41 protein-coding genes are annotated in these 23590 nt (G+C 39.0%); 2 read left to right on the top strand and 39 right to left on the bottom strand.

The genetic code is table 11. The annotated features are described in order from the left end of the window. Positions 1-243: 243 nt before the first annotated feature. A complete protein-coding gene (locus ACFVQC_RS28545; protein WP_002139933.1) occupies positions 244-462 on the bottom strand; it encodes a hypothetical protein in 219 nt (72 codons plus the stop codon). A gap of 192 nt (positions 463-654) precedes the next feature. On the opposite strand from ACFVQC_RS28545, the gene pdaB reads away from it, so the two are divergent. Further along, positions 655-1419 carry a polysaccharide deacetylase family sporulation protein PdaB gene (gene pdaB / locus ACFVQC_RS28540; protein ID WP_002063440.1) on the top strand — a complete coding sequence of 255 codons (765 nt, stop codon included), beginning with the start codon at positions 655-657 and terminating at the stop codon, positions 1417-1419. A 127-nt stretch (positions 1420-1546) separates the two neighbouring features. Here the strand turns inward: pdaB and kbaA are convergent, their stop codons facing one another. Beyond that, positions 1547-2158, bottom strand: coding sequence for a KinB signaling pathway activation protein KbaA (gene kbaA, locus ACFVQC_RS28535; RefSeq protein WP_377899949.1), 612 nt, complete (start codon positions 2156-2158; stop codon positions 1547-1549). Between the two features lie 139 nt (positions 2159-2297). Here kbaA and gerD point away from each other — a divergent pair, with 139 nt between their 5' ends. After that, complete coding sequence (gerD, locus tag ACFVQC_RS28530; RefSeq protein WP_377893318.1) at positions 2298-2915, top strand: spore germination lipoprotein GerD; 618 nt, start codon at positions 2298-2300, stop codon at positions 2913-2915. Between the two features lie 48 nt (positions 2916-2963). Here gerD and ACFVQC_RS28525 read toward each other — a convergent pair whose 3' ends face one another. The 37 genes from ACFVQC_RS28525 to rplD form a co-directional block, all read right to left on the bottom strand. After that, a complete protein-coding gene (locus ACFVQC_RS28525; RefSeq protein ID WP_377899948.1) occupies positions 2964-4031 on the bottom strand; it encodes an Mrp/NBP35 family ATP-binding protein in 1068 nt (355 codons plus the stop codon). Between the two features lie 143 nt (positions 4032-4174). Further along, positions 4175-4888, bottom strand: coding sequence for an N-acetylmuramoyl-L-alanine amidase CwlD (gene cwlD / locus ACFVQC_RS28520; RefSeq protein WP_002113331.1), 714 nt, complete (start codon positions 4886-4888; stop codon positions 4175-4177). 66 nt (positions 4889-4954) lie between these two features. Then, the gene (locus ACFVQC_RS28515) at positions 4955-5383 is read right to left on the bottom strand and encodes a DUF2521 family protein (protein ID WP_002113330.1); all 429 of its coding nucleotides are present in this window, start codon (positions 5381-5383) and stop codon (positions 4955-4957) included. A gap of 162 nt (positions 5384-5545) precedes the next feature. Next, complete coding sequence (gene rpsI, locus ACFVQC_RS28510) at positions 5546-5938, bottom strand: 30S ribosomal protein S9 (protein ID WP_000079986.1); 393 nt, start codon at positions 5936-5938, stop codon at positions 5546-5548. A gap of 21 nt (positions 5939-5959) precedes the next feature. Then, positions 5960-6397, bottom strand: a complete 438-nt coding sequence (gene rplM / locus ACFVQC_RS28505; RefSeq protein WP_002029337.1) for a 50S ribosomal protein L13 — start codon at positions 6395-6397, stop codon at positions 5960-5962. Positions 6398-6549: 152 nt separating this feature from the next. Next, complete coding sequence (gene truA, locus ACFVQC_RS28500) at positions 6550-7293, bottom strand: tRNA pseudouridine(38-40) synthase TruA (RefSeq protein ID WP_002124694.1); 744 nt, start codon at positions 7291-7293, stop codon at positions 6550-6552. A gap of 14 nt (positions 7294-7307) precedes the next feature. Continuing rightward, entirely contained in the window at positions 7308-8102 is a 795-nt protein-coding gene (locus tag ACFVQC_RS28495; protein ID WP_377899945.1) for an energy-coupling factor transporter transmembrane component T family protein, read from the bottom strand. Then, on the bottom strand, positions 8090-8971 hold the full coding sequence (locus ACFVQC_RS28490; RefSeq protein ID WP_377899944.1) for an energy-coupling factor ABC transporter ATP-binding protein: 882 nt from the start codon (positions 8969-8971) through the stop codon (positions 8090-8092). Before ACFVQC_RS28490 ends, ACFVQC_RS28495 begins: the two co-directional genes overlap by 13 nt. Then, positions 8947-9789: an energy-coupling factor ABC transporter ATP-binding protein gene (locus ACFVQC_RS28485; RefSeq protein WP_377899942.1), complete on the bottom strand. Its 843-nt coding sequence runs from the start codon at positions 9787-9789 to the stop codon at positions 8947-8949. The genes ACFVQC_RS28490 and ACFVQC_RS28485 overlap by 25 nt, the downstream gene beginning before the upstream one ends. A gap of 105 nt (positions 9790-9894) precedes the next feature. Continuing rightward, positions 9895-10257, bottom strand: coding sequence for a 50S ribosomal protein L17 (gene rplQ / locus ACFVQC_RS28480; RefSeq protein WP_000331490.1), 363 nt, complete (start codon positions 10255-10257; stop codon positions 9895-9897). Positions 10258-10292: 35 nt separating this feature from the next. Further along, positions 10293-11237 carry a DNA-directed RNA polymerase subunit alpha gene (locus tag ACFVQC_RS28475; protein WP_002009743.1) on the bottom strand — a complete coding sequence of 315 codons (945 nt, stop codon included), beginning with the start codon at positions 11235-11237 and terminating at the stop codon, positions 10293-10295. A gap of 181 nt (positions 11238-11418) precedes the next feature. After that, on the bottom strand, positions 11419-11808 hold the full coding sequence (rpsK, locus tag ACFVQC_RS28470) for a 30S ribosomal protein S11 (protein WP_002009745.1): 390 nt from the start codon (positions 11806-11808) through the stop codon (positions 11419-11421). Between the two features lie 24 nt (positions 11809-11832). Next, complete coding sequence (rpsM, locus tag ACFVQC_RS28465; RefSeq protein WP_002159602.1) at positions 11833-12198, bottom strand: 30S ribosomal protein S13; 366 nt, start codon at positions 12196-12198, stop codon at positions 11833-11835. A gap of 21 nt (positions 12199-12219) precedes the next feature. Continuing rightward, positions 12220-12333, bottom strand: a complete 114-nt coding sequence (gene rpmJ / locus ACFVQC_RS28460; protein WP_000868344.1) for a 50S ribosomal protein L36 — start codon at positions 12331-12333, stop codon at positions 12220-12222. A 35-nt stretch (positions 12334-12368) separates the two neighbouring features. Further along, positions 12369-12587, bottom strand: coding sequence for a translation initiation factor IF-1 (gene infA, locus ACFVQC_RS28455; protein ID WP_001029884.1), 219 nt, complete (start codon positions 12585-12587; stop codon positions 12369-12371). 68 nt (positions 12588-12655) lie between these two features. Next, positions 12656-13402, bottom strand: a complete 747-nt coding sequence (gene map / locus ACFVQC_RS28450) for a type I methionyl aminopeptidase (RefSeq protein ID WP_341037955.1) — start codon at positions 13400-13402, stop codon at positions 12656-12658. After that, entirely contained in the window at positions 13402-14052 is a 651-nt protein-coding gene (locus ACFVQC_RS28445) for an adenylate kinase (protein ID WP_002091536.1), read from the bottom strand. Before ACFVQC_RS28445 ends, map begins: the two co-directional genes overlap by 1 nt. Before the next feature lie 54 nt (positions 14053-14106). Continuing rightward, positions 14107-15408: a preprotein translocase subunit SecY gene (gene secY / locus ACFVQC_RS28440; protein WP_002091534.1), complete on the bottom strand. Its 1302-nt coding sequence runs from the start codon at positions 15406-15408 to the stop codon at positions 14107-14109. Next, positions 15408-15848 carry a 50S ribosomal protein L15 gene (gene rplO / locus ACFVQC_RS28435; RefSeq protein ID WP_002009754.1) on the bottom strand — a complete coding sequence of 147 codons (441 nt, stop codon included), beginning with the start codon at positions 15846-15848 and terminating at the stop codon, positions 15408-15410. Before rplO ends, secY begins: the two co-directional genes overlap by 1 nt. A gap of 33 nt (positions 15849-15881) precedes the next feature. After that, the gene (gene rpmD / locus ACFVQC_RS28430; RefSeq protein WP_001085231.1) at positions 15882-16064 is read right to left on the bottom strand and encodes a 50S ribosomal protein L30; all 183 of its coding nucleotides are present in this window, start codon (positions 16062-16064) and stop codon (positions 15882-15884) included. Between the two features lie 13 nt (positions 16065-16077). Then, positions 16078-16578, bottom strand: coding sequence for a 30S ribosomal protein S5 (gene rpsE / locus ACFVQC_RS28425; RefSeq protein WP_002063426.1), 501 nt, complete (start codon positions 16576-16578; stop codon positions 16078-16080). Positions 16579-16599: 21 nt separating this feature from the next. Beyond that, a complete protein-coding gene (gene rplR, locus ACFVQC_RS28420; RefSeq protein ID WP_002009761.1) occupies positions 16600-16962 on the bottom strand; it encodes a 50S ribosomal protein L18 in 363 nt (120 codons plus the stop codon). A 31-nt stretch (positions 16963-16993) separates the two neighbouring features. Beyond that, the gene (rplF, locus tag ACFVQC_RS28415) at positions 16994-17533 is read right to left on the bottom strand and encodes a 50S ribosomal protein L6 (RefSeq protein ID WP_002063425.1); all 540 of its coding nucleotides are present in this window, start codon (positions 17531-17533) and stop codon (positions 16994-16996) included. Positions 17534-17565: 32 nt separating this feature from the next. Beyond that, complete coding sequence (gene rpsH / locus ACFVQC_RS28410) at positions 17566-17964, bottom strand: 30S ribosomal protein S8 (protein ID WP_002091529.1); 399 nt, start codon at positions 17962-17964, stop codon at positions 17566-17568. Between the two features lie 29 nt (positions 17965-17993). After that, positions 17994-18179 (bottom strand): 30S ribosomal protein S14, encoded by a 186-nt coding sequence (rpsN, locus tag ACFVQC_RS28405; protein WP_001085700.1) that lies wholly within the window; start codon positions 18177-18179, stop codon positions 17994-17996. 33 nt (positions 18180-18212) lie between these two features. Further along, positions 18213-18752 (bottom strand): 50S ribosomal protein L5, encoded by a 540-nt coding sequence (gene rplE, locus ACFVQC_RS28400; protein ID WP_002091528.1) that lies wholly within the window; start codon positions 18750-18752, stop codon positions 18213-18215. Positions 18753-18778: 26 nt separating this feature from the next. Beyond that, entirely contained in the window at positions 18779-19090 is a 312-nt protein-coding gene (gene rplX, locus ACFVQC_RS28395; protein WP_000558201.1) for a 50S ribosomal protein L24, read from the bottom strand. Positions 19091-19128: 38 nt separating this feature from the next. Then, complete coding sequence (gene rplN, locus ACFVQC_RS28390; RefSeq protein ID WP_002063420.1) at positions 19129-19497, bottom strand: 50S ribosomal protein L14; 369 nt, start codon at positions 19495-19497, stop codon at positions 19129-19131. A gap of 43 nt (positions 19498-19540) precedes the next feature. Beyond that, a complete protein-coding gene (rpsQ, locus tag ACFVQC_RS28385) occupies positions 19541-19804 on the bottom strand; it encodes a 30S ribosomal protein S17 (protein WP_002091526.1) in 264 nt (87 codons plus the stop codon). Between the two features lie 20 nt (positions 19805-19824). Beyond that, a complete protein-coding gene (gene rpmC / locus ACFVQC_RS28380; RefSeq protein ID WP_002091523.1) occupies positions 19825-20025 on the bottom strand; it encodes a 50S ribosomal protein L29 in 201 nt (66 codons plus the stop codon). Then, positions 20015-20449, bottom strand: a complete 435-nt coding sequence (gene rplP / locus ACFVQC_RS28375; protein ID WP_002091521.1) for a 50S ribosomal protein L16 — start codon at positions 20447-20449, stop codon at positions 20015-20017. The genes rpmC and rplP overlap by 11 nt, the downstream gene beginning before the upstream one ends. Position 20450: 1 nt before the next feature. Beyond that, positions 20451-21110 carry a 30S ribosomal protein S3 gene (rpsC, locus tag ACFVQC_RS28370; RefSeq protein WP_002009771.1) on the bottom strand — a complete coding sequence of 220 codons (660 nt, stop codon included), beginning with the start codon at positions 21108-21110 and terminating at the stop codon, positions 20451-20453. A gap of 3 nt (positions 21111-21113) precedes the next feature. Beyond that, positions 21114-21455 (bottom strand): 50S ribosomal protein L22, encoded by a 342-nt coding sequence (gene rplV / locus ACFVQC_RS28365; protein ID WP_002009773.1) that lies wholly within the window; start codon positions 21453-21455, stop codon positions 21114-21116. A 17-nt stretch (positions 21456-21472) separates the two neighbouring features. Beyond that, positions 21473-21751 carry a 30S ribosomal protein S19 gene (gene rpsS / locus ACFVQC_RS28360; protein WP_000124452.1) on the bottom strand — a complete coding sequence of 93 codons (279 nt, stop codon included), beginning with the start codon at positions 21749-21751 and terminating at the stop codon, positions 21473-21475. A gap of 60 nt (positions 21752-21811) precedes the next feature. Next, positions 21812-22642 carry a 50S ribosomal protein L2 gene (rplB, locus tag ACFVQC_RS28355; protein WP_002159604.1) on the bottom strand — a complete coding sequence of 277 codons (831 nt, stop codon included), beginning with the start codon at positions 22640-22642 and terminating at the stop codon, positions 21812-21814. Between the two features lie 28 nt (positions 22643-22670). Further along, a complete protein-coding gene (gene rplW, locus ACFVQC_RS28350; RefSeq protein ID WP_001205557.1) occupies positions 22671-22961 on the bottom strand; it encodes a 50S ribosomal protein L23 in 291 nt (96 codons plus the stop codon). Further along, positions 22961-23584, bottom strand: a complete 624-nt coding sequence (gene rplD, locus ACFVQC_RS28345; protein ID WP_001127261.1) for a 50S ribosomal protein L4 — start codon at positions 23582-23584, stop codon at positions 22961-22963. Before rplD ends, rplW begins: the two co-directional genes overlap by 1 nt. Positions 23585-23590 lie beyond the last annotated feature (6 nt).

Genomic DNA, 23590 nt, shown 5'->3' with positions numbered 1-23590 from the left:
GGATCAAACTCTCCAATAAAGTTAGTTTGTCTAGCATCTAAAAATAAAAATTGACGTTCACGTTGTTTGTTTCGTTCAGTTTTCAAAGAACTACTCGGTCGCTCATTTGCGACTTCCTTATGTTAACATCTTCATTTTTCGATGTCAACTAAGTTTTTTAATTTCTTTTTTGTCGTTTTCTGCGTTTCTGCATCAGCGACGTTTATTAATTTATCATATACTTACTCTTAACGTCAATACTTTTTAATAAAAAATTCTTTTTCTTACATAACGAATACATTCTTCCCTATTAGCAACTCTCCGAAATAAGCAAAAAATGATTTTATACCTTTCTTCCATCGCCTTTTTTACAACGCTATGTATACGCTCATCTTCAAAATCAAATAAAAGTTCCTCTAATTCTCTCTTCAGTATGTATTCCATTTCTTTTTTCTCTTCCTTCGTCAACATAATCCCAAGCAAATTATCACCCCAATAACTCCTTACGTGTACCAATAAACACCGCACTCATTTTCAATTATCAATAATGTATCATCAAAAACAAAATTCTATCACTCATTATATCCACCACTTACGATGTTAATCCCTTGTTCTCTTTTTTAAATTTAAAGCATATATGTAACTGAAAAGGATTGGACAAAGGGGCGTAATATTATGTTTTTCTTTTTTATTACGAGTAAAAGGACATTTAAACACATTAGCTTAATAGTCGTACTTTCTTTATTTACAGCATGGCTACTCTTTTTAAAAACATATTCACATGAATCTGCTTTTTCAACTGCTACCGGCCCTAAAGTGATTTACAAAGGGGACACTGCAAAAAAACAAGTTGCATTCACGTTTGACATTAGTTGGGGAGACCAAAAAGCTATTCCAATCCTTAATACACTCAAAGAAAGAGAAATTAAGAATGCAACCTTCTTTCTCTCTGCTGCATGGGCTGAAAGACACCCTGATATTGTCGAACGCATCATGAAAGATGGACATGAGATTGGTAGTATGGGTTATAATTACACATCCTACACTTCACTAGAAGCAAATGAAATACGACGAGATCTTTTACGGGCACAAGATGTTTTTACAAAACTTGGCGTAAAACAAGTCAAGCTATTACGTCCACCTAGTGGCGACTTTAACAAAACGACTCTTAAAATAGCGGAATCACTCGGATACACCATCGTTCATTGGAGTAACAATTCAAATGACTGGAAAAATCCCGGCGTAAATAAAATTGTTTCCACAGTCTCTAGCAATTTAAAGGGTGGAGATATTGTCTTATTACATGCTTCTGATTCTGCCCTTCAAACAAATAAGGCTTTACCATTACTCTTACAAAAATTAAAGAGCGACGGATATGAACAAACATCTGTATCACAACTTATTTCCAACACAAGTACAAAAAGCGAAGATATTAAGTAGTTCCTTTCCACACGGTTCTTCACACATAAAAAGCTCCGCTATCTTTCGTTAAGATAGCGGAGCTTTTCTTATCCTAGTGTTTACAGACGATAAGAATCTGGTTAATTAAAAACCCATTCTCTTCTCATTAAACTGACTTACTCTTTTGTCCAATTAAACGATGCAATACAAGTAACTGATATGCATTACATAATAGAAGTGGTATCACCATTAAATATAACCAATCTGTATCATTAATCCGGAGCGCTGGTACCCATTCAAGAATTGTTACAACAACCATAAAGAACAAAGCGGGAACAAATGCTTTTTTATTCGTTTCTTTACTCTTTATGTAAGCGACAATTGCCCCAAACACAAATAACATCCCAGCAACAAGTATGTTATTCCCTAAGGAAACTTCCCCATTTGCAATAAGTACTGACCTTAAATAAACGAAATCAAACAATACGAACGCAATAAAGAACAGTTGTACTGCATTCCATAAAGAGGATGACCGAAACATCCCTAATCCAAAACGATGAATCGTTAAATATGCAAAGAACCCCATTTGACTTATAACACTAAAAATAAATCCTACGCCCATCAACCAGAAAGAAACTGCTAGAATCTCCTTTCCGTCGAAATTTCGAAAAAATTTAACGTACTTGTCCCACTCTAAAACAAAACCAATAAAGACTGTGCTAATCCCACCAAGAAACAACGTCGTAAAAAATAGTCGTACCCACTTGCGGCTATTCACAACACATCCCCCATTATTCTTATATTTCTAATTAAATTGTATCAATGACAATTTCAAAAAGCTAGCCATGTTAATGTATAAATTCCTTAAAGAGATTTATATTAAAAAAAGAGAACTTTGCTGAAAGGAGCTCCAACTTATGAAACGGATGCTGCTCGTTTGGATTTCTTCTTTTCTATTTATAGCACTAGTGGCATGTGCACAAGAAAAAGAAGCAAAATCCGAACTTGATTATGATCAAACAAAAAAAATGATTGTTGATATTTTAAAAACCGATCAAGGAAAAAAAGCGATCCAAGATGTATTAACTGATGAAAAAATGAAACAAGCCCTCATACTAGATGAAACAGTAGTAAAGAAAACGATTGAAGATGCGATGGTATCTGAAAAAGGGCAACAATTCTGGGAAAAGCTCTTTAAAGACCCTGAGTTCTCATCAAAATTTGCTAAAAGTATGGGAAAAGAACAAACAAACTTAATGAAAACTTTACTAAAAGATCCTGAATACCAATCAGGTGTTATAGAGATTATGAAAAATCCTGAAGTAGAGAAAATTATGTTACAAACAATGAAGAGTAAAGAATATCGTCAATATTTACAGCAAGTACTAACCGAAACTGCCGAAAGTCCACTCTTCCAAGCTAAGATGATTGACATCATTAGTAAAGGTGTACAAAAAGCCGAAAAAGGTGGGTCTGATAAGAAAGGCGCAGGCAGTGAAGGTGGTTCTCAAGATGGGAACAAAGAACAACAATAAAAATTATAGTAATGAGTGGACAATATATATTGTCCACTCATTACTACTTTATTTTTGTGTAACAGCTGTTTTATCAATAACTGTCTCAGCTATCATACGATAAATAAGACCCGTTGTATGTGTATCTTCATATACTGACGGCGCAAAGTCCTCTTTATTCCAATCAGGTTGTTGAAGTGGAATCCGACCAATTACATCCGTTTGGAGTTCCGTAGCTAATTTATCTCCTCCACCTCTTCCAAACACATACTCTTTTTCACCAGTTGCTTTACTTTCAAAATACGCCATATTTTCAACAACACCAAGAATACTATGTTCTGTACGTAAAGCCATGGCTCCAGCGCGCGCTGCTACAAATGCCGCTGTTGGATGCGGCGTTGTTACAATAATCTCTTTACAAGCCGGCAACATCGAATGCACATCTAGAGCAACATCACCCGTACCTGGTGGTAGATCCAATACTAAGTAATCTAAATCACCCCATTCTACTTCTGTGAAAAAGTGATTTAACATTTTCCCAAGCATCGGTCCTCTCCAAATAACAGGTGCGTTATCTTCTACAAAGAATCCCATTGAGATTACTTTCACGCCTAAACGCTCCACTGGTATTATCTTATCACCTCTTACGATTGGGCGTTTTTCTATACCCATCATATCCGGCACACTAAAACCATAAATATCCGCATCAATGATACCAACCTTTTTTCCTAAACGAGCTAAAGCAATTGCAAGGTTAACTGAAACAGTCGATTTCCCTACTCCACCTTTTCCACTTGCTACTGCTAAAAATGTTGTATTTGAGTTCGGTGATAATAAGGATTCACTTTTCTCTTCCTCTTGCGGTGGTGCAAACTGGGCTAGTTCCTCTTCTGTAAATTCTGCAAAACGAAGTCCAACTGTTGTTGCTCCAAGTTCTTTTACTAACTTTACAATTCCAGACTGCAACTGCATTTGTTCCGCTGTACCTGTCTTTACAATTGCAATTTTAACACTTACATGTTCCTTCTCCTGCTTGACTGTTACCTCTTTAATTGCATTTGTTTCTTTTAACGTTTTATGTATAAACGGATCTACAATCCCTTCCAATGCTTCCACTACCTGCTCTTTTGTTACCATAATTAGCCCAGCCCCCTGTATGAAAAATAACGTAATGTTAATTAAATTTATCTCTCTTTATCTTTGAAATAAATGCGTTTACATTTTCAGTATAACATATTTTCGGAAAACTTCGTTAACGAGAGAAACTCAAAAAATCCTCCTTATTCTGGAGGATTTCCTTTTTCCGTAAAATAACGTAATATACCACGATATATTGCAGCCGCTACTTTTTGCTGGTATTTCTCCGAATTTAACATATATCTTTCATTCACGTTCGATAAAAAGCCAGCCTCAATTAAAGCACCTGGTTTTTTGGCATACTTCAATAAATACACGTGAGGAATTGTTTTAGCAGAACGATTCGTATTTTCTAAGCTTGTTCTCAATTCAGCTTGTATAAATTTCGCAGCCCGTTCATTTTCAATCGAAGAACGGTAGTAGAACGTTTGTGCGCCCTTAGATCCACTACTAGTTAGGGCATTTAAATGAATACTCGCAAAAAAGTCTACATCAGGCTTATTAATGATTTCAACACGCTTTTTTAAATCCTCTGCTTTACGTCTACTATATGACTTTGTATCTTTATTAGCTAAATCATAATCTCCTTCACGCGTTAAAATGACTAAAGCGCCTTGTTCTTGTAAATAATCTTGTACCTTTTTTGTAATCTCAAGCGTAATATCTTTTTCTACAATATCCTTTCCACCAACAGCCCCTCCGTCTGGCCCACCATGCCCAGCATCTAGTACAATCACTTTCCCTGATAAGGGTAAATTCCAAGCTCGCCACGATTTTGTAATTTGAAATTCTTGTTTAACTAAAAAAAACAAAACAACCGCAGCGAGCGCAAAAGAGATAATTCGAATTCTCTTCATACCTTTCCTCCTCCAGCTAGTCCCTCTAATTACTTATATGGGACAAGAGGAAAGTTTATGCTTGTCTTAGTGTAGCTTTAATCGATATCTTCTTTCGCCTTTTTCATACCCTTCCTGCCACCACAAGCCGATAAACTGCTGGCAAGATTCAAAAAGCAATTCCTCGTCTTGCAACTTAATTTCGCGTATAGTCATACTCGTTAAAAATTGAAATAATGTTTCAGTTAATTGTTGCTCTTCTTCTAAAGCCCTATATTTCACATCAAAGAATGATTCACCATGATAACCAAATTTACTGTATCTCGCTCCTAATAAATAAGATTCTATCCCTAATTCAATACAATAATCTTCATACTGACGATGAAGTTCTTGCATCTGAAAGGCATCACGAATATTTGAACGCAATGTTTTTAATGATAATTCTCGCAGCATCTTCCGCTCGTATTTTAACTGCTTTTCTTTTTGCTTTTCTTGTAAGCTGACAATGACATTCATAGTACTTATAAACCTCCCTAATACGTATTAGTCTAAACTTCTAAAGAAGAAGCATACGCGCGGCGGTAGCACTAAAATATTCCAAGCTACAAAAATTACAAAAGAAGAATTAAACATAAAAAAACCCCAACCAAAATGGTTGGGGTTTGAAGTTCGCAAAAATTAACGTTTTGAGAACTGAGGTGCACGACGTGCGCCTTTAAGACCGTATTTTTTACGCTCTTTCATACGTGCGTCACGAGTTAATAGACCTGCACGTTTTAGTGTTAGACGGTATTCTGGATCAGCTTTTAATAAAGCGCGAGAAATACCGTGACGAATAGCACCAGCTTGACCAGTGTATCCACCACCATTTACGTTTACAAGTACATCGTAGTTACCTAAAGTTTCTGTTGCAACTAGAGGTTGTTTCACTACTTCACGTAATGCAGCAAATGGGATATAGTTTTCAAAATCACGACCGTTAATGATAACGCGTCCTTCGCCTGGAACTAGGCGTACGCGCGCTACTGAACTCTTACGACGTCCAGTGCCATAGTATTGAACCTGTGCCAAAGTAAGCCCTCCTTTAATTAATTATCCGCGAAGTTCGTAAACTTCTGGTTGTTGTGCTTGGTGTGGATGCTCTGCTCCAGCATACACGTTTAATTTCTTAGACACTTGACGTCCTAAACGTCCTTTTGGAAGCATGCCTTTAATTGCAAGCTCTAACATTTGTACAGGGTAGTTTGTACGCATTTCTAGAGCTGTTCTTTGCTTAAGTCCACCTGGGTGGTTAGTGTGACGGTAGTAAATTTTATCGTTTAATTTATTACCTGTTAAATGAATTTTCTCAGCGTTAATAATAATTACATGATCACCCGTGTCAACGTGTGGTGTAAATGTAGGTTTGTGTTTACCACGTAAAATGGATGCTACTTCAGTAGATAGGCGACCTAAAGTTTGACCTTCAGCATCAACCACATACCATTTACGCTCAACTTCGTTAGCTTTTGCCATAAAAGTCGTACGCATGTGTTTCCCTCCTCGTTATCTTTTCCATAGAAAAAATCTATTGTTTATCTTAAACACGATTTCCTTCCGGGGCTAATCGTGGTTTTAGAAACAATACCATATGTTATGATATACTTTTGCGTTTCTAATGTCAAGCAAATGTTACACCAGGATTAGTTGTTATAGTTTACCTGCCATAAGTAAAGTCCATGACCTGGAGCCATCTTTCCAGCAAACTGGCGATTTTGTTTCGCTAAAATCTCTGGAATACTATCAGGATCAAGCTTTCCTTGGCCTACGCTAAGTAACGTACCAACAATAATTCTGACCATATTATATAAAAATCCATTACCTACAAAGCGAAAAATTAATTCATCGTCTTGCTCAATTAATTCGATTTCATAAATTGTTCGCACTTTATCTTTTTTGTCAGTTTTTGCCGAACAAAAAGAAGTAAAGTCATGCGTTCCAATAAAATAAGGAATCGCTTTTCTTATAGAGTTTATTTCGAGCGGATATGGATATTGATATACGTAATTTCTACGGAATACATCCGCAGTCTTTGATAATAATACACGATAGCGATATTCTTTTTTCTCAACACCGTAACGTGCATGAAATTCTTCTGTTTTCTTCTCTACCTGCCTGATAATAATATCATCCGGCAACATTGTATTTAAAGCATTACTCCATTGCCACTCTTCAAGAGACAAAGGTGTATCAAAGTGTATCACTTGTCCTTTGGCGTGAACGGTAGAATCCGTTCTGCCTGATGCCTGCACACGAACAAGTTCTCCTTTATGCAACTTCTGCAATGCTTTCTCTATTTCTTGTTGAACAGTCCGATGCTGTGGTTGAATTTGGTAACCACAAAAATGAATGCCATCATATGCAACTGTACATTTTATTCTTTCCATTTCTCTATTCTCCATTACGACCGCACCCATGCCAAAATACAAGCTAAACAAAGTAAGCTTACAATTGTTACTGTATCACTTATTTTCCAGCGTAGTTGCCTAAATTTAGTACGTCCTTCGCCACTTTTATATCCACGAGATTCCATCGCAATCGCTAAGTCCTCTGCACGCTTAAAAGCACTGATAAATAATGGAACGAGTAGTGAGATAATAGCTTTCATCCTATCTTTTATCGGTCCCCCAGCAAAATCAATACCACGTGACGCCTGCGCTTTCATGATTTTACTCGTTTCATCCATTAATGTGGGGATAAATCGAAGAGAAATTGACATCATTAATGCGATTTCATGAACAGGAACTTTCATACGCTTCAACGGCTTTAATAACGTCTCTAAACCATCTGTAATCTCAATTGGTGTCGTTGTTAACGTTAATAATGTCGTCATTAAAATAATAACGAAAAATCGTATAGAAATGTAGATTCCTTGCTCTAACCCTTTTTCATGTATCGAAAACCAACCAAGCTGGAATAGTACTTCCCCTTCTTTATTTGTAAAAATATGCAGGAAAAATGTAAAAAGAAAAATCCATAAAATTGGTTTTAAGCCCGAAAGTACATAACGAATCGGCACTTTTGCAAAAAATAAAGCAATGAGTGCATATAAGAATAAAAACCCATATGAAATCGCATTATTTGCTAAGAAAACAACAAATACATATAAAAAGACAATCAACAGCTTCGTACGAGGATCAAGTTGATGAATGAGTGACTGACCTGGAACGTATCTCCCAATAATCAACTGCTGCATGATTCATGACCACCTTTTCGTAACACCTGTACAACTTCATAAGTAAGATCCTCTAAAGATAAGGTAGCCTTCGAAATTGAAATACCAAACTTCTCTTCAATTGCACGTTTATACTTTAAAGACATCGGAAGATCCACACCAATTTGTTCTAATTCATCCGCATGTGAAAATACTTCCTCCGCTCTTCCTTGCAAAAAGACCGTTCCTTTATGCATGACCACAATTTGATCTGCATACTTAGCGGCGTCCTCCATATTATGGGTAACAAGAATGACTGTAAGCCCCTGTTCCTTATGCAAATTATAAAACATCTCCATAAGTTCGTGCTGTCCTTTCGGATCAAGCCCTGCTGTAGGTTCATCTAATACAAGTACTTCGGGTTCCATCGCAAGTACGCCCGCTATTGCAACTCGCCTCATTTGCCCACCACTTAATTCAAACGGAGAACGTGCTAATAAATCTATGTCCAATCCAACAAGCTGGATTGCATCTTTCGCCTTTTGCTTTGCTACTTCTTCAGACACCCCAAAATTAGTAGGCCCAAAACAAATATCCTTCTCAACTGTTTCTTCAAATAACTGATGTTCTGGGAACTGAAAGACAACCCCTACTTTTTTTCGTAGCGGCTTAAGTTTCTTCTCTTTCTTTCCTGCTGAAATTAAATGTTCACCAATTTGAACCGTACCATTTGTCGGCTGCAATAAACCATTTAAATGTTGAATCATCGTTGACTTGCCTGAACCAGTATGACCGATAATGGCATAATAGCCCCCACTTGGAAACGACACGTCTACATCATAAAGTGCACGTCTTTCAAATGGAGTTTTATATTGATAACGATGTTCTACTTTTTGGAATGTAATCTCCAAAGTTCGTTCACCAAGCTTTCCATTGTAAGATGCGTATTTTGTAAGAGAATTTCATTTCTTTTTAATAATTCTGCTATTTTCACTGAAAAAGGTACATCTAATCCAATTTCTCGGAGCATATGAGAGGATTTAAAAATTTGCGTTGGTATCCCTTCCTCTAATATTTCTCCCTTATTTAAAATAATAATACGGTCTGACTGTGCAGCTTCTTCTAAATCATGTGTAATTGATAACACAGTGATACCCTTTTGATTAACAAGCTTTCTAACCGTTTCTATTACTTCACGTCTACCTTGAGGGTCTAACATTGACGTTGCTTCATCTAGTATTAAAATAGATGGCTGAAGTGCTAAAACACCTGCTATTGCCACCCTCTGCTTTTGTCCGCCAGATAACGAATGCGGTTCTTCATTTAGAAAGTCTTCCATACGGACAAGTTGCAGAGCCTGCTCTAGTCTTTCTATCATCAGCTCTCTTGGCATTCCGATATTCTCTAAGCCAAATACAACGTCATCTTGTACCGTTGTTCCAACAAATTGATTATCCGGATTTTGAAATACCATTCCAATTTGCTTTCGAACATCCCATACTGTTTCCTCAGATAAAACCATTGTATCATTTACAGTAATTGTCCCTGATTCCGGCAAAAACAAACCATTCAATAACTTTGCAAGTGTAGACTTCCCTGAACCATTTTGTCCAATGACAGATACCCATTCTCCTTCATATAAGGAAAATGAAACATCTTTTAATGCATAAGAGGCTGCCCCAGGATATTGAAATGATATATTTTCTGTCCGAAGTTTCTCTTTTTTCAATACAAGGCACCCTTTCTTTCGCCAAGTTAGCCCATTTTCTATATTTAAAAAAAAAGGGCCATGACCAGTTACTTGAAAAGAACTGTCTTGCCCTTTTAATTATCATTATACTAGCTCGATAATTACCATTGGTGCTGCGTCTCCGCGACGTGGACCAATTTTTGCAATACGAGTGTATCCGCCTTGGCGCTCAGCATAGCGTGGAGCTACATCAGCGAATAATTTTTGAAGTGCATCTTGACCAGTCTCAGCGTTAGCAACCTCATTACGGATGAAAGCTGCTGCTTGACGACGAGCATGAAGATCTCCGCGTTTACCTAAAGTGATCATTTTTTCCACTACAGAACGAAGTTCTTTTGCACGAGTTTCTGTCGTTTGGATGCGCTCGTTGATAATTAAATCAGTAGCTAAATCACGTAACATAGCTTTACGTTGCGCACTTGTACGGCCTAATTTTCTGTATGCCATTCGTAGTTCCCTCCTTTGTTGATGGGTTTAAATCCTCAGTCGTCTTTACGTAAACCTAAACCTAATTCCTCAAGTTTATGTTTAACTTCTTCTAAGGATTTACGTCCTAAGTTACGAACTTTCATCATATCTTCTTCTGTTTTGTTCGCAAGCTCTTGTACAGTATTAATTCCTGCACGTTTTAGGCAATTATAAGAACGAACAGAAAGATCCAGTTCTTCGATAGTCATCTCAAGAACTTTTTCTTTTTGATCTTCTTCCTTCTCGACCATAATCTCAGCATTTTGTGCTTCGTCAGTTAAACCAACAAAGATATTTAAATGCTCAGTTAAGATTTTGGCACCTAAAGAGATAGCTTCTTTTGGCCCGATGCTTCCATCCGTCCATACATCAAGCGTAAGCTTATCATAATTAGCCACTTGTCCGACACGTGTCTTTTCCACTTGGTAAGTCACACGTGATACTGGAGTATAAATAGAATCAATAGGAATTACTCCTATTGGTTGATCTTCGCTTTTATTTGCATCAGCTGGCGTATACCCACGGCCACGCTTTGCAGTTAAACGCATGCGGAAATGCGCATTTTTTGCTAACGTCGCAATGTGTAAATCTGGATTTAAGATTTCAACATCACTATCGTGAGTAATATCAGCAGCTGTGACAATACCTTCGCCCTGTACATCGATTTCCAACGTCTTCTCTTCTTCAGAGTAGATTTTAAGAGCTAACTTTTTCAAGTTTAAAATCATCGTAGTAACATCTTCTACTACGCCCTCTACTGTTGAAAATTCGTGTAAAACGCCATCGATTTGGATAGCAGTTACAGCGGCACCAGGGAGTGAGGATAAAAGAATACGACGTAAGGAGTTACCCAAAGTAGTACCATATCCACGCTCAAGCGGTTCAATCACGAATTTGCCATACTTAGCATCTTCGTTAAGTTCAACCGTTTCGATTTTCGGTTTTTCGATTTCAATCATTAACTAAACCCTCCTTCAAAACGTCGAAACCCCGGTTAAACAAAGGAAAAAACCTCTGTTTAACCGAAAGTCCCCCTTAGGCAGTTCCCGATTGTGCACAACAAGCGATGTTTCTGTACGAAATTTCTCGATAATGCATCATATCCATTATAGACAAAAGGGAAAATTCTATACAGAAAAATTACACACGACGACGTTTTGGTGGACGACATCCATTATGAGGAACTGGAGTAACATCTCTAATTGCTGTTACTTCTAGACCTGCCGCTTGAAGAGCACGAATTGCAGCTTCACGACCAGCACCAGGACCTTTAACAGTAACCTCTAAAGTTTTTAAACCATGCTCCATTGCAACTTTAGAAGCAGCTTCAGCAGCCATTTGCGCAGCGAATGGAGTAGATTTACGAGATCCACGGAAACCAAGTGCACCAGCACTAGACCAAGAAAGTGCGTTACCGTGAGTATCTGTAAGTGTTACGATTGTGTTGTTGAAAGTAGAACGAATATGAGCTATACCAGCTTCAATATTCTTTTTCACACGTTTTTTACGAGTGTTTGTTTTACGTGCCATTGTTAGTTCAACCTCCTTTACTTATTATTTCTTTTTATTTGCTACTGTACGACGTGGACCTTTACGCGTACGAGCATTGTTTTTAGAGTTTTGACCACGAACTGGTAAACCACGACGGTGACGAAGACCACGGTAAGAACCGATCTCCATTAGACGTTTAATGTTAAGAGATACTTCACGACGAAGGTCTCCCTCAACTTTAATACGATCGATGATATCACGGATACGTCCTAATTCATCTTCCGATAAATCACGAACTCGTGCTTCCGAAGAAATACCAGCTTCTGTAAGAATTTTTTCAGCAGTTGGGCGACCAATGCCGAATACGTAAGTTAAAGAAATAACAACGCGCTTGTCACGAGGAATATCTACACCTGCGATACGTGCCATTCTGAATGCACCTCCTTCTGATTAACCTTGTTTTTGTTTATGTTTAGGGTTTTCACAAATAACCATTACTTTTCCACGTCTACGAATAACTTTACATTTTTCGCAGATTGGTTTAACTGACGGTCTTACTTTCATGTCTCGAACCTCCTTAAAGATTACGGAGTGCTATATTATTTAAAACGGTACGTAATACGACCACGATTTAAATCGTACGGAGATAATTCTACCGTAACTTTGTCTCCTGGTAAAATACGAATGAAGTTCATACGGATTTTACCAGAAACGTGAGCCAATACGACATGCCCATTCTCTAATTCTACTTTGAACATAGCATTTGGCAACGTTTCAAGAACGGTACCTTCGACTTCAATTACATCATCTTTAGCCATTCAATAGTTCTCCCTTCTTCAAATCAGTAACATTTTACACTGCTCTGAAATCCCGGAGAGCCAGCTACTTATAAAGTGGTAAGGATTTCGTATCCTGCTTCTGTAAGAGCAATCGTGTGCTCAAAGTGGGCACACCATTTACCATCTACCGTTACCACTGTCCAGTCATCAGATAGTGTTTTTACATATCGTCTTCCTTGATTCACCATCGGCTCAACACAGATGACCATTCCCGGCTTTAATCTAGGGCCTCTATTTGGTGGACCATAGTGCGGGATTTGAGGGTCCTCATGTAAGTCTTGCCCGATTCCGTGACCAACATACTCCCTAACGATCGAGAATCCATTCTCTTCAGCATGGGTTTGAACCGCATGTGAGATATTTGATAATCTTTCGCCTGGTTTTACTTGTTCTAGACCAAGATACAACGATTTTTCTGTGACATCAAGTAACTTTTGAACAGATTCAGAAATGTTTCCAACTGGATACGTCCATGCAGAATCTCCATGGTACCCATTGTATTTCGCACCAATATCGATACTGATGATATCGCCCTCTTCGAGCTTACGCTTCCCTGGAATCCCGTGTACAAGCTCTTCATTTACAGAAGCACATATGCTCCCCGGAAATCCGTTATATCCTTTAAAAGATGGCATAGCACCATATTTTCGAATCGTCTTTTCCGCTATTTGATTGAGCTCTTTCGTTGTAATTCCTGGAGTAATATGTTGTTTCAACTCTTGATGAGTTAAAGCAACGATCCTGCCAGCTTCTCGCATGATTTCTATCTCGCGAGGAGTTTTGCAGATGATCATTACGCTAAGCACCCGATGAGAACATCGATATCAGCAAATACTTTATTGATATCTTGCTCACCATTAATGCTTTCTAAGTAACCAAGCTCCCCGTAGAAATCAAGCAAAGGTTTTGTTTGCTTAATATTTACATCTAAACGATTTGCTACAGTTTCCTCATTGTCATCAGAGCGTTGATATAATTCGCCACCACATTTATCGCACACATCAGCTTTTGCTGGCGGATTGAATTCTAAGTGGTAAGTCGCACCGCACTCTTTACAAATGCGACGACCTGTAAGGCGTGTTAATAACAACCCTGAATCCACATTAATGTTTAAAACATAATCGATTTTTTTGCCAAGATCTTTCATAATCTCTTCAAGAGCTGATGCTTGTGCAACAGTTCGTGGGAAACCATCTAATAAGAATCCTTTAATACAGTCTTCTTGACTTAAACGTTCACGAACAATTCCGATTGTAACTTCATCTGGAACAAGCGCACCTTTATCAATAAAAGATTTTGCTTGTAAACCAAGTTCAGTTTCAGCCTTCATAGCTGCACGGAACATATCTCCCGTTGAGATGTGAGGGATGTTATACTTGGCAACAATCTGTTCGGCTTGTGTACCTTTACCAGCACCAGGAAGCCCCATTAAAATTAAGTTCATCCTTGTTCCCCCTCAGTACATGAGCATGTAGGGAAGATAATTCTTCCCACTTACTCACTGCTTGATAAACCCTTTGTAATGGCGTTTTACTAATTGGCTTTCTAGCTGCTTCATTGTTTCTAAAGCAACGCCGACAACGATTAACATACTCGTTCCGCCAATCTGTGCAGATGGAGGAAGATTTCCCAATTTCGTAAAGATAACTGGTAAGATTGCAATCGCTGCTAGGAAAATTGATCCCACAAAGGTCAAACGATACAAGATTTTTGTTAGATATTGTTCTGTATTCTTACCCGGACGAATACCTGGAACATATCCACCTTGCTTGTTTAGATTCTCTGACATTTGCTCTGGATTAACCTGAACAAATGCATAGAAGTATGTGAAGGCCACAATGAGCGCAACATATATGATCATTCCCACTGGGTGAGAATAGTTAAAGTTTGCAATAATCCACTGCGATACATCATGTTTCGGGAAGAACTGTGCAATAGTTGGAGGCGTAATTAAGAATGAAACAGCAAAAATGACTGGAATAACACCCGCACTATTTACCTTAAGTGGTAAATGAGTGTTTTGTGCTCCAGCATGATTCCCATTCCCTCCTGTTACACGCTTCGCGTATTGAATTGGGATCTTTCTAACAGCCTGTTGAATGAAAATAACACCAACAATAACTGCTAGCACAGCTAGTAAAATCAACGCAACTTTAACGATACTCATGAACAATTGATCTCCGATATTTTGAAACTGTTGTTGATACACTTGAGATATAACACTTGGGATCGCTGCGGCAATACCACCAAAGATAAGAATGGAAATACCATTACCTACACCTTTAGATGTAATCTGTTCACCTAACCACATTAAAAATGCAGTACCAGCAGTCAGTACCGTAGCAATGTATAAATAAGTGCTCCAACCTGGATTCAAAATTAATTGCCCACCTACCATACCGTTAAAACCGATTGACATACCAAACCCCTGAATAAACGCAAGAACAATTGTAAAGTAACGCGTGAATTGCGTTAGTTTACGACGGCCCATTTCGCCTTGCTTCGACCATTCCGAAAATTTAGGAACAACATCCATCTGCAATAATTGCACGATGATGGATGCTGTAATATACGGCATGATTCCCATCGCGAAGATGGAGAAGTTCTTCAAGGCGCCACCGCCAAATGTATTTAGGATACCTAAGGCATTTAATTGATCTTGTGCTTTCAGTACGTCTCCATTTGTAAATGGCACTGGGATAAACGTGCCAATTCTGAATACGACTAACATCGCTAAAGTGAATAATATTTTACGTCTTATCTCAGCAACGCGCATAAAGTTGGAGATTGTACGAAACATTAGATCACCTCAACTGATCCGCCAGCTGCTTCAATTGCTTCTTTAGCACTTGAAGAGAACTTGTGCGCTTTAACAGTTAATTTTTTCTCTACTGCTCCGCTTGCAAGAATTTTAACACCGTCGTTTAATTTGCTGATAACGCCAGTTTCCAGCAATAATTCAGGTGTTACTTCTGTACCATCTTCAAAACGATTTAACGTTGATAAGTTTACAATAGTAAACTCTTTACGGTTAATGTTTGTGAAGCCGCGTTTTGGTAAACGACGGAATAGTGGAGTTTGACCACCTTCGAAGCCAAGACGAACACCGCCGCCAGAACGTGCGTTTTGTCCTTTATGACCTCTACCAGCAGTTTTACCGTTACCAGAACCGATACCACGACCGACACGGTTACGTACTTTACGAGAACCTTCTGCAGGTTTTAATTCATGAAGTTTCATTCCCAGGCACCTCCTTATATTAATGAGTTATCCTTAAGCTTCTTTTACAGTTATAAGGTGAGAAACTTTGTTGATCATACCAAGAATAGCAGGAGTTTCTTCCTTAACTACAGTTGAATTCAACTTTTTAAGACCTAAAGCTTCTACCGTCGCACGTTGATCTTGTGGACGACCAATTACACTACGAGTGAGGGTAATTTCTAACTTTTTCGCCATTTGTTTTCCCTCCTTAACCTAGTAGCTCTTCTACAGATTTACCGCGTAATTTTGCAACATCTTCAGCGCGCTTAAGTTCGCTTAATCCGTTCACAGTAGCGCGAATCATGTTGATTGGTGTGTTAGTACCAAGAGATTTCGAAAGAATATCTTGTACACCAGCTAATTCTAGTACCGCACGAACAGGTCCACCAGCAATAACACCAGTACCCTCAGCAGCAGGTTTTAAGAATACTTCACCCGCTCCAAAATGACCGTTGATTGTATGTGGAATTGTTGTACCAACTAATGGTACTGCGATTAGGTTTTTCTTAGCGTCTTCGATAGCTTTACGGATCGCATCTGGTACCTCTTGTGCTTTACCAGTACCGAATCCAACATGACCGTTTTTATCGCCAACTACAACTAGTGCAGCAAAGCGGAAACGACGACCACCCTTAACAACTTTCGCGACACGATTTATCGTAACTACACGTTCTTCAAGTTCTAATTTACTTGGGTCAATGCGTTGCATCAATTTTCCCTCCTTTGACCATTAAAATTGTAATCCAGCCTCACGAGCAGCTTCAGCTAGAGCTTTAACACGGCCATGGTATAAGTAACCACCGCGATCAAATACTACTTCTTTAACGCCTTTCTCTACAGCACGCTTAGCAACTGATTCTCCAACTTTCGTAGCAGCTTCAGTATTGCTAGTACCGTTAAGAGCAAGGTCTTTATCAAGAGTAGATGCACTTACTAATGTTACACCATTTACATCATCAATAACTTGAGCGTAAATATGTTGGTTAGAACGGTACACGTTTAAACGTGGACGTTCTGCAGTACCAGTAAGTTTAGCACGTACACGTGCATGTCTTTTCTTACGAGTCGCATTTTTAGCAGCTTTAGTGATCATTCTTGTCACTCCTTTCTTTCACCTAACGGGTTTACTTAGCAGTTTTACCTTCTTTACGACGAACAACTTCGCCTTCGTAACGAATACCTTTACCTTTATATGGTTCAGGAGCACGTACAGCACGGATGTTAGCAGCAAATTCGCCAACACGTTGCTTGTCGATACCTTTAATTACGATTTTAGTTGGTACAGGTACTTCAACTTCAAGTCCTGCTTCTGGAGTCATTTCTACTGGATGAGAATAACCTACGCTTAAAACAAGTTTATCACCTTGTTTTTGAGCACGGTAACCAACACCGACTAATTCAAGTCCGCGTGCAAAACCTGTAGTTACACCTTCAACCATGTTTCCGATTAAAGCACGAGTTGTACCGTGTAATGCACGGTGTTCCTTCTGTTCAGATGGACGCTCAACTGTTAGTGTATTTTCTTCAATTTTGATAGACATATCAGTTTTGAAAGTACGAGTTAATTCACCTTTAGGGCCTTTTACTGTTACAGTATTGTCTTCTGCAACTGTAATAGTAACACCTGCAGGGATTTCAAGAATCTTTTTACCAATACGAGACATGTGGTCACACCTCCGTTCGTTTTAAATATATATTACCAAACGTATGCTACTACTTCTCCACCAGTTTGTAATTGACGAGCGTCTTTGTCCGTCATTACTCCCTTAGATGTAGAAACAAGAGCGATACCTAATCCGTTAAGTACACGAGGTACTTCATCAGCTTTTGCGTAAACGCGTAAGCCAGGTTTACTGATACGTTTTAATCCAGTGATTACACGTTCATTGTTTGCACCATATTTCAGGAAAATACGAAGGATACCTTGTTTGTTATCCCCGATGTATTCTACATCACGAATGAAACCTTCACGTTTTAAAAGATCAGCGATCTCTTTTTTGATTTTAGAAGCAGGAACCTCTAATTTCTCATGACGTACCATGTTCGCATTACGGATGCGAGTAAGCATGTCTGCAATTGGATCTGTCATCACCATGTGTTTTACCTCCTTCCCATTTGTGGGTTTTACCAACTAGCTTTTTTAACACCAGGAATTTGACCTTTATATGCAAGTTCACGGAAACAAATACGGCAAAGCTTAAATTTGCGGTATACAGAATGCGGACGACCGCAGCGTTCGCAACGTGTATACTCTTGTACTTTAAACTTAGGAGTACGCTTTTGTTTCGCGATCATAGATTTTTTAGCCACGTTTTCGCCTCCTCTACTTAGCGTTGGCTTCCATTATTTTTGGAATGGCATACCGAATTGTGTTAAAAGTTCACGAGCTTCTTCATCAGTTTTCGCTGTAGTAACGATTACGATGTCCATACCTCGGACTTTACTTACTTTATCATAATCAATCTCAGGAAAAATTAGTTGCTCTTTAACACCTAATGTGTAGTTCCCACGACCATCGAATGATTTCTTAGAAACACCACGGAAATCACGTACACGTGGTAAAGAAACTGATACTAATTTGTCGAAGAACTCATACATTTGCTGACCGCGTAAAGTTACTTTCGCACCGATTGGCATACCTTCACGAAGACGGAAACCAGCGATTGATTTTTTAGCGCGAGTTACAACAGGTTTTTGACCTGCGATTTGAGTTAATTCTTCTACTGCATTGTCTAAAGCTTTTGAGTTAGATACCGCGTCACCAACACCAGTGTTGATTACGATCTTTTCGATTTTCGGTACTTCCATCACAGATTTATAGTTAAACTTGCTCATTAGAGCAGGAGTAATTTCCTTTTGGAACTTCTCTTTAAGGCGATTCAATGAAGTGACCTCCTTTCTTAAGAAAATTATTTATCTAATAATTCACCAGATTTTTTTGCAATACGCACTTTTTTACCATCTTCTACTTTGAAGCCTACGCGAGTAGGTTCGCCTGTTTTCGGATCTAATACCATAACATTAGAAACGTGAATAGGTGCTTCTTTCGTAATAATTCCACCTTGTGGATTTAATTGAGATGGCTTAGAGTGTTTTTTAACGATGTTAACACCCTCAACGATAACACGGTTTTGCTTTGGGAAAGCCACAAGGATAACACCTTGTTTTCCTTTGTCTTTACCAGTGATTACCTGAACTTTATCACCTTTTTTTACATGCATCTTAATTCTGCACCTCCTTAGCAAGGCAATACCTTAAATTATAGAACTTCTGGAGCTAAAGAAACGATCTTCATGAAGTTGCTATCACGTAATTCACGAGCTACTGGTCCGAAGATACGAGTACCACGTGGGCTCTTATCGTCTTTGATGATAACCGCTGCGTTTTCATCAAATTTAATGTAAGAACCGTCCGGACGACGAGCTCCGCTCTTCGTACGTACCACTACTGCCTTAACAACGTCACCTTTTTTAACAACGCCACCTGGTGTTGCTTGTTTTACTGTAGCAACGATAATATCACCAATATAAGCATATTTACGACCAGAGCCGCCTAATACTTTAATTGTTAAAAGTTCGCGGGCACCAGAGTTGTCAGCAACTTTCAAACGAGATTCTTGTTGGATCATGTTATGAAACCTCCCTTCGGACTAAAAATTCCGATTCGTCTATTTAGATAACAACCGCTTCTTCAACGATTTCAACTAAACGGAAACGCTTAGTAGCAGAAAGCGGGCGAGTTTCCATGATTTTAACGATATCGCCAAGTTTCGCTTGGTTTTGCTCATCATGGGCTTTATACTTTTTAGAATACTTAACACGTTTTCCGTACAAGGAATGAGTTTTGTAAGTTTCAACTAAAACTGTAATCGTTTTGTCCATTTTGTCAGAAACAACACGACCAGTATAAACTTTGCGTTGGTTACGTTCGCTCACTATGCAAACCTCCCCTCAATTTATCGATTAATTCCGATCTCTCTTTCACAAACTACAGTTTTCATACGAGCAATCGCTTTACGTACTTCACGGATGCGAGTTGGATTCTCTAATTGTCCTGTAGCAAGTTGGAAGCGAAGATTAAACAACTCTTCCTTTAAAGCTTTAACTTTTGTTTCGATTTCGGCAGTGGTTAATTCACGAATATCATTAGTTTTCATTAGATTCACCACCATTTACTTCACGTTTTACGAATTTACATTTCACTGGTAATTTGTGAGCTGCAAGACGTAATGCTTCGCGTGCTACCTCTTCAGATACACCCGCGATTTCAAACATAATTTTCCCAGGTTTTACTACTGCTACCCAGCCTTCTGGTGCCCCTTTACCGGAACCCATACGTACTTCTAGAGGTTTTGCAGTGTAAGGTTTAGAAGGGAAAATTTTAATCCATACTTTACCGCCACGTTTCATTTGACGAGTCATTGCACGACGAGCAGCTTCGATTTGACGGTTTGTAATCCATGAAGCAGCTAGTGCTTGTAAACCGAATTCACCAAAAGCGATTTCAGTTCCACCTTTTGCACGACCACGCATTTTACCACGATGCTCTCTACGATATTTTACGCGTTTAGGCATTAACATATTATTTTCCTCCTTCCTCAGAAGCTTTCTTTTTTGTAGGAAGGACTTCTCCACGGTAGATCCATACTTTTACGCCTAATTTACCGTATGTTGTATCAGCTTCAACTGCTGCATAGTCAATATCAGCGCGAAGTGTATGAAGTGGAACAGTTCCTTCACTGTAAGATTCTGCACGAGCGATATCAGCTCCGCCAAGACGACCAGAAACCTGTGTTTTAATACCTTTTGCTCCTGCACGCATAGCACGTTGAATAACTTGCTTTTGTGCACGACGGAATGATACACGGTTTTCTAATTGACGAGCGATGTTTTCGCCTACTAATTTAGCGTTAAGATCAGCTCTCTTAACTTCTAAAATGTTGATGTGTACACGCTTGCCTGTTAATTGGTTAAGAGCTTTACGAAGTGCTTCAACTTCAGTACCACCTTTACCAATTACCATACCAGGTTTCGCAGTGTGAATTGTAACATTTACACGATTTGCTGCACGTTCGATTTCTACTTTAGCAACAGCAGAATCTTTTAAGCGTACAGTAATGTACTCACGGATTTTGATGTCTTCATGTAATAACGTAGCATAATCTTTCTCAGCGAACCAACGAGATTCCCAGTCGCGGATAATACCGACACGAAGACCAATTGGATTAACCTTCTGACCCATCGATTATCCCTCCTTCTTTTCTGATACCACAACTGTGATGTGGCTTGTGCGTTTGTTAATTTGGCTTGCACGACCCATTGCACGTGGACGGAAACGTTTCAACGTTGGACCTTCGTCAACGAAGACTTTTTCAACAACTAGGTTGTTAATATCCATCTCATAATTGTGCTCTGCATTTGCGATTGCAGATTTTAAAACTTTTTCTACAACTGGAGAAGCAGTTTTTGGTGTGTGGTTAAGGATAGCAATCGCTTCACCCACTTGCTTACCTCGGATTAAGTCTACTACTAAACGAACCTTACGAGGAGCAATACGAACTGTTCTCACTACTGCTTTAGCTTGCATTGAAGTGCCTCCTCTCATTATCTTCTAGTTTTCTTATCGTCAGCAAGGTGACCTTTATACGTACGAGTTGGTGCGAATTCACCTAACTTATGGCCAACCATATCCTCAGTGATGTACACAGGTACATGTTTACGACCATCATATACAGCAATTGTATGTCCGATGAACTGAGGGAAGATTGTTGAACGGCGAGACCAAGTTTTAACAACTTGTTTTTGCTCAGATGCAACTAATTTTTCCATTTTGTTCATTAAGTGATCATCGACAAATGGTCCTTTTTTTAAGCTACGAGCCATTTTGGTGCCTCCCTTCGTGATTGGCGTACGGTTCTTGAAGCGAACCGTACTACAATCCCATTATTTTTTACGACGACGAACGATAAATTTATCAGACGCTTTGTTTTTCTTACGAGTCTTGAATCCAAGAGTTGGTTTACCCCATGGAGACATTGGAGACTTACGTCCGATTGGAGAGCGACCTTCACCACCACCGTGTGGGTGATCAACCGGGTTCATTACAGAACCACGAACTGTTGGACGCTTACCTAACCAGCGAGAGCGACCTGCTTTACCGATTTTGATAAGTTCGTGTTGTTCGTTACCAACTTGACCGATTGAAGCGCGACAAGCAGATAATACTAAACGTACTTCACCAGAAGTTAAACGTACAAGTACGTATTTTCCTTCTTTACCAAGTACTTGAGCAGATGTACCAGCAGAACGAACTAATTGTCCGCCACGACCAGGCTTAAGCTCGATGTTATGAACAACAGTACCTACTGGAATGTTGATTAATGGTAATGCGTTACCGATTTTAATGTCAGCTTCAGGGCCAGACACAACTTCCATACCCACTTCTAAAGTTTTAGGAGCAAGAATGTAACGTTTTTCACCGTCAACGTAATTAATTAATGCGATATTCGCAGAGCGGTTTGGATCATATTCGATCGTAGCAACGCGTCCTGGAATTCCATCTTTGTTACGCTTAAAGTCGATGATACGGTATTGACGCTTATGTCCGCCACCTTGATGACGTACAGTAATTTTACCTTGGTTATTACGACCAGCCTTTTTGCTTAAAGGAGCAAGTAAAGACTTTTCCGGTCTGTCGGTCGTGATTTCAGCGAAATCATTCGTAGTCATGTTACGACGACCGTTAGTAGTTGGATTATACTTTTTAATTCCCATCTCAATTTCCCTCCTTCTTTAGTAAGAATTAAACGCCTTGGAAGATTTCGATTTCTTTGCTGTCAGCAGTTAGCTTAACGATTGCTTTACGACGACGGCTAGTAAAACCAGCGTGACGACCAACGCGTTTTGCTTTCGGCTTGTAGTTCATGATATTTACTTTGTCTACATTAACACCAAAGATCGCTTCTATCGCGTCTTTAACTTCTGTTTTATTAGATTTAACGTCCACGTCGAACGTGTATTTTTTTTCAGCCATCATTTCCATAGAACGTTCAGTGATAACTGGGCGCTTAATGATATCACGAGGATCTCTCATTATGCAAGCACCTCCTCTACTTTTTCCACTGCCGCTTTTGTCATGATTAGCTTATCATGATGAAGCACATCTAGCACGTTTACGCCATCAGCAGTGATTACTGTTACTCCTGGGATATTGCGAGCAGATAACTCTACAGATTCGTTTGCATCAGCAGTTACGATAAGAGCTTTCTTCTCAACAGTTAATCCTTTAAGTACTGCTACCATGTCTTTTGTTTTTGGTGCATTTAACACTAGGTCTTCAAGAACTACAATGTTGTTCTCAACTACTTTAGTAGCTAATGCAGATTTGATTGCTAAACGACGAACTTTCTTAGGAAGTTTGTACGCATAGCTTCTTGGTGTAGGTCCGAATACCGTACCACCACCACGCCATTGAGGAGAGCGGATAGAACCTTGACGAGCACGTCCAGTTCCTTTTTGACGCCATGGTTTACGACCACCACCGCGAACTTCAGAGCGAGTTTTTACTTTGTGTGTACCTTGACGTAAAGATGCACGTTGCATCATTACAGCTTCAAATAGTACAGCTTCATTTGGTTCGATACCGAAAATAGCTTCAGCTAATTCGATTTCACCAACCTGTGAACCAGTTTGGTTATATACAGTAACTTTTGGCATTGGAAT

This window comes from Bacillus sp. NPDC057893, assembly GCF_042796455.1.
Lineage (GTDB): Bacteria > Bacillota > Bacilli > Bacillales > Bacillaceae_G > Bacillus_A.
Note: the sequence above shows the minus strand (reverse complement) of the source record. Positions and strands in the feature narration are given on the sequence as shown.

What these genes read in the sequence shown, in the direction of transcription:
- rplP (WP_002091521.1), bottom strand. Translation starts at nt 20,449, where the DNA reads ATGTTAATGCCTAAACGCGTAAAATATCGTAGAGAGCATCGTGGTAAA.
- rplO (WP_002009754.1), bottom strand. Translation starts at nt 15,848, where the DNA reads ATGAAACTTCATGAATTAAAACCTGCAGAAGGTTCTCGTAAAGTACGT.
- rpsK (WP_002009745.1), bottom strand. Translation starts at nt 11,808, where the DNA reads ATGGCACGTAAAACAAACACTCGTAAAAAACGTGTGAAAAAGAATATT.
- rplB (WP_002159604.1), bottom strand. Translation starts at nt 22,642, where the DNA reads ATGGGAATTAAAAAGTATAATCCAACTACTAACGGTCGTCGTAACATG.
- rpmC (WP_002091523.1), bottom strand. Translation starts at nt 20,025, where the DNA reads ATGAAAACTAATGATATTCGTGAATTAACCACTGCCGAAATCGAAACA.
- rplD (WP_001127261.1), bottom strand. Translation starts at nt 23,584, where the DNA reads ATGCCAAAAGTTACTGTATATAACCAAACTGGTTCACAGGTTGGTGAA.
- rplX (WP_000558201.1), bottom strand. Translation starts at nt 19,090, where the DNA reads ATGCATGTAAAAAAAGGTGATAAAGTTCAGGTAATCACTGGTAAAGAC.
- rpmD (WP_001085231.1), bottom strand. Translation starts at nt 16,064, where the DNA reads ATGGCGAAAAAGTTAGAAATTACCCTCACTCGTAGTGTAATTGGTCGT.
- rplR (WP_002009761.1), bottom strand. Translation starts at nt 16,962, where the DNA reads ATGATCACTAAAGCTGCTAAAAATGCGACTCGTAAGAAAAGACATGCA.
- rpsM (WP_002159602.1), bottom strand. Translation starts at nt 12,198, where the DNA reads ATGGCACGTATCGCAGGTGTAGATATTCCTCGTGACAAGCGCGTTGTT.
- rpsC (WP_002009771.1), bottom strand. Translation starts at nt 21,110, where the DNA reads ATGGGTCAGAAGGTTAATCCAATTGGTCTTCGTGTCGGTATTATCCGC.
- gerD (WP_377893318.1), top strand. Translation starts at nt 2,298, where the DNA reads ATGAAACGGATGCTGCTCGTTTGGATTTCTTCTTTTCTATTTATAGCA.
- rpsE (WP_002063426.1), bottom strand. Translation starts at nt 16,578, where the DNA reads ATGCAACGCATTGACCCAAGTAAATTAGAACTTGAAGAACGTGTAGTT.
- rplF (WP_002063425.1), bottom strand. Translation starts at nt 17,533, where the DNA reads ATGTCTCGTATTGGTAAAAAGATTCTTGAAATCCCTGCAGGTGTTACT.
- rpsH (WP_002091529.1), bottom strand. Translation starts at nt 17,964, where the DNA reads ATGGTGATGACAGATCCAATTGCAGACATGCTTACTCGCATCCGTAAT.
- rpmJ (WP_000868344.1), bottom strand. Translation starts at nt 12,333, where the DNA reads ATGAAAGTAAGACCGTCAGTTAAACCAATCTGCGAAAAATGTAAAGTT.
- truA (WP_002124694.1), bottom strand. Translation starts at nt 7,293, where the DNA reads ATGGAAAGAATAAAATGTACAGTTGCATATGATGGCATTCATTTTTGT.
- rplM (WP_002029337.1), bottom strand. Translation starts at nt 6,397, where the DNA reads ATGCGTACGACTTTTATGGCAAAAGCTAACGAAGTTGAGCGTAAATGG.
- ACFVQC_RS28515 (WP_002113330.1), bottom strand. Translation starts at nt 5,383, where the DNA reads ATGAATGTCATTGTCAGCTTACAAGAAAAGCAAAAAGAAAAGCAGTTA.
- rplV (WP_002009773.1), bottom strand. Translation starts at nt 21,455, where the DNA reads ATGCAAGCTAAAGCAGTAGTGAGAACAGTTCGTATTGCTCCTCGTAAG.
- ACFVQC_RS28445 (WP_002091536.1), bottom strand. Translation starts at nt 14,052, where the DNA reads ATGAACTTAATTTTAATGGGGCTTCCTGGTGCTGGTAAAGGTACACAA.
- rplN (WP_002063420.1), bottom strand. Translation starts at nt 19,497, where the DNA reads ATGATCCAACAAGAATCTCGTTTGAAAGTTGCTGACAACTCTGGTGCC.
- secY (WP_002091534.1), bottom strand. Translation starts at nt 15,408, where the DNA reads ATGTTTCGTACAATCTCCAACTTTATGCGCGTTGCTGAGATAAGACGT.
- ACFVQC_RS28475 (WP_002009743.1), bottom strand. Translation starts at nt 11,237, where the DNA reads ATGATTGAAATCGAAAAACCGAAAATCGAAACGGTTGAACTTAACGAA.
- infA (WP_001029884.1), bottom strand. Translation starts at nt 12,587, where the DNA reads ATGGCTAAAGATGATGTAATTGAAGTCGAAGGTACCGTTCTTGAAACG.
- rplW (WP_001205557.1), bottom strand. Translation starts at nt 22,961, where the DNA reads ATGAGAGATCCTCGTGATATCATTAAGCGCCCAGTTATCACTGAACGT.
- map (WP_341037955.1), bottom strand. Translation starts at nt 13,402, where the DNA reads ATGATCATCTGCAAAACTCCTCGCGAGATAGAAATCATGCGAGAAGCT.
- rpsS (WP_000124452.1), bottom strand. Translation starts at nt 21,751, where the DNA reads ATGGCTCGTAGCTTAAAAAAAGGACCATTTGTCGATGATCACTTAATG.
- ACFVQC_RS28495 (WP_377899945.1), bottom strand. Translation starts at nt 8,102, where the DNA reads ATGCAGCAGTTGATTATTGGGAGATACGTTCCAGGTCAGTCACTCATT.
- pdaB (WP_002063440.1), top strand. Translation starts at nt 655, where the DNA reads ATGTTTTTCTTTTTTATTACGAGTAAAAGGACATTTAAACACATTAGC.
- rplQ (WP_000331490.1), bottom strand. Translation starts at nt 10,257, where the DNA reads ATGGCATACAGAAAATTAGGCCGTACAAGTGCGCAACGTAAAGCTATG.
- cwlD (WP_002113331.1), bottom strand. Translation starts at nt 4,888, where the DNA reads ATGAAGAGAATTCGAATTATCTCTTTTGCGCTCGCTGCGGTTGTTTTG.
- ACFVQC_RS28525 (WP_377899948.1), bottom strand. Translation starts at nt 4,031, where the DNA reads ATGGTAACAAAAGAGCAGGTAGTGGAAGCATTGGAAGGGATTGTAGAT.